This window comes from Salipiger sp. HF18 (assembly GCF_011806505.1).
Taxonomy (GTDB): Bacteria; Pseudomonadota; Alphaproteobacteria; order Rhodobacterales; family Rhodobacteraceae; genus Salipiger; species Salipiger thiooxidans.
Genome location: NZ_JAATOS010000581.1, coordinates 1 through 2,284, shown reverse-complemented (window position 1 = coordinate 2,284; position 2,284 = coordinate 1). Strand labels below are relative to the sequence as shown.

5 protein-coding genes are annotated in these 2,284 nt (G+C 65.1%); 4 read left to right on the top strand and 1 reads right to left on the bottom strand.

Annotation, left to right across the window (positions count from 1 at the left end; translation table 11 throughout):
- Positions 1–256: DNA primase (locus HC022_RS24420; protein WP_167454121.1), on the bottom strand; the 256-nt coding region annotated here is incomplete at its 3' end.
- A 508-nt stretch (positions 257–764) separates the two neighbouring features.
- On the opposite strand from HC022_RS24420, the gene HC022_RS24415 reads away from it, so the two are divergent.
- The 4 genes from HC022_RS24415 to HC022_RS24400 form a co-directional block, all read left to right on the top strand.
- Positions 765–1,301 carry a hypothetical protein gene (locus HC022_RS24415; RefSeq protein ID WP_167454120.1) on the top strand — a complete coding sequence of 179 codons (537 nt, stop codon included), beginning with the start codon at positions 765–767 and terminating at the stop codon, positions 1,299–1,301.
- Between the two features lie 23 nt (positions 1,302–1,324).
- Entirely contained in the window at positions 1,325–1,525 is a 201-nt protein-coding gene (locus HC022_RS24410; RefSeq protein ID WP_167454122.1) for a LytTR family transcriptional regulator DNA-binding domain-containing protein, read from the top strand.
- A 135-nt stretch (positions 1,526–1,660) separates the two neighbouring features.
- Complete coding sequence (locus HC022_RS24405) at positions 1,661–2,017, top strand: SUF system Fe-S cluster assembly protein (protein ID WP_167454119.1); 357 nt, start codon at positions 1,661–1,663, stop codon at positions 2,015–2,017.
- Positions 2,018–2,021: 4 nt separating this feature from the next.
- Positions 2,022–2,284 (top strand): maltose acetyltransferase domain-containing protein (locus HC022_RS24400; RefSeq protein WP_303049097.1); only part of this gene is annotated, 263 nt, incomplete at its 3' end.

Here is a 2,284-nt window from a genome sequence, read left to right as displayed (position 1 = left end):
CCAGGCGGCGGCTGCGCGATCCCCCGATGGGCTCGGCCCCCGGTTTCTCGAACAGTTCCCCGAGCCGATCCAGCTCGGCCGCGATCAGAATGATCTGCGTCACCCGTGACGATCTTTCAGATCTGGCGATTTCGTAACCCGCCTTTTCGACCAGCACGGCAGCGGTCCGCAACAAGCGCGGTGCAGCTTCCAAGCCGGTCATGCCATGTACTTCTGACACCAGTGCCGACAGCACATCCCCTTCAACCTGAGACAATCCGTTCTCCCCAACCCGAATTCGTACCTTCTCACGAGAGGCTCGACAGACACCGCCCGGATCCGTATCCCGAGCACAGGTACAATTCGGCAACATCACACGCCGCAATGGATCACCGCCGTTTGCAGACAGCGGTGTCGGCATGTCCATCGCGGCTTCTGCGACAGCGCACACCGGTCTCACGGCGCATGGCATATGCGCGGTTCCCGTCCAACCTCTCCGCCACCCGCTGCCTCCAGCCCGGAAGGGCCACCCCATTGTGCGTCGACGGTCTGACCGCCCCCGAAGAGACGGTCCGACGAAAATACCACAAAGCGCCCGTCAGACGAATGAAAAAGCAATTCATGCAAATGCAGGTTCTCGGATTGTTGCCGGAGACTCGCGCCAGACAGCGGACTTGCGCCTTCAAACCGACGCGCCTCAGCGTCGGAATCGCTTGAATTCACGAAACAATATGTGAATCTGTTGCCGAAAAGCGTCAAACGTGAGCTGTGAGGCTGTGCCGGATTTGCTCGACATGAAACTCAATTTGCGCGGGCCGACAGTCGAGATCCTCGAGCTCAGCGCCGCGGAATTCCCCGCACTCTTCGAGCATCCGCTCACCTGGCGCGACCTTTCTCACGTAATCGTGATTCCGATTCTCGCCGATCCGACCCGGGTCGCGAATGAGTTCGGGGGCCTGCTCTACGGCACGATCTGGCTCGCCGCCTTCTTGCTCTACCTCGCCTTCCCGGCCGCCGCGCCTACCGCGCTCGGCGCCCTGCGCCAGTTCGCGCCGCGCCCGGAGGTCTACTGGCCGATCGTGAGTCTCTGCGCCTTCTTCCCCACCCTGCTGCTGGTCGAGACCGCCATGGCGCTGGCGATCGCCGATCCGCAGCGTCCGCTGCTCTCGGGCCAGGTGGTCTATCTTGCGGCCATGGTGATTCTGTTTGAGATCATCTTCCTGCGCTTCGTGATGCCCCGGGTCCGGACCGAGGTCGCCCCGGACTGCCCGCCCGCGAAACAACGCACCACATGCACGTGCGGCTCTGCGACGGCACCCTGACCGAGCCTGCCCGACTCTAGGACATCGTCGCCCAGACCCGCCCCGAGGACGGCATCCAGCCGCACCGCTCGTGGTGGGTGTCGCGGCGGACGGTGGGGCGGCTCGGAACGCGCAGCGGGCGCGAGGTGCTGCAGCTGAGCGACGATTCGCAGGTCTCGGTGGCGCGCGGCCGGGTCGAGGACGTGCGCGACTGGATCGAAACCTACCTCGACGACATCGCCTGAGGCGCAAGCGCCCCGAACCACAGGAGAACCTGTCCCGTCCCGACGGAACTGCCCGGCTCGCACACCCGTGACCTTTACGCCCCGCCGCCTGTTTCTTATATAAACACTCGGACTAAGGCACATGAAGGACAGGCCATGGATGATGCACCGCTCGAAGGCGCGCCGCTGATCGCTCCCTCCAGCACGGACCACCCGCTGCACGAGCCGGTGGTCGACGCGTGCCGGTCGGTCTACGACCCGGAGATTCCGGTGAACATCTACGACCTCGGGCTGATCTACACCATCGCCATCGACCCCGAGAACGCCGTCAAGGTGACCATGACGCTGACCGCGCCGGGCTGCCCGGTGGCGGGCGAGATGCCCGGCTGGGTGCAGGACGCTGTGAGCGCCGTGCCCGGTGTCAGGGACGTGGACGTGGACATGGTCTTCGATCCGCCCTGGGGCATGGACATGATGTCCGACGAGGCGCGGCTCGAGCTGGGCTTCATGTGATCCCATGACGGGAGAGCTGCGCGAGCCGGCCACCGAGCGCGAGAAGATGATCGCGGGCCGGCTCTACGACCCGGGCGATCCCGAGCTCGTGGCCGAACGCAAGCGCAGCCAGGCGCTGATGCGCGACTACAATGCCACCGTCTACGGTGACGACACCCGCAGTGCGCTGCTCACGGCGCTGCTGGGCACCCTGCCCGCCCGTGTCGCGATCCGCGCGCCGTTCTACGTGGACTACGGCTGGAACATCGCGCTCGGCGAGGGCGTGTT

Coding starts and splice junctions, on each gene's coding strand:
- HC022_RS24405 (WP_167454119.1), top strand. CDS start 1,661: ATGGATGATGCACCGCTCGAAGGCGCGCCGCTGATCGCTCCCTCCAGC.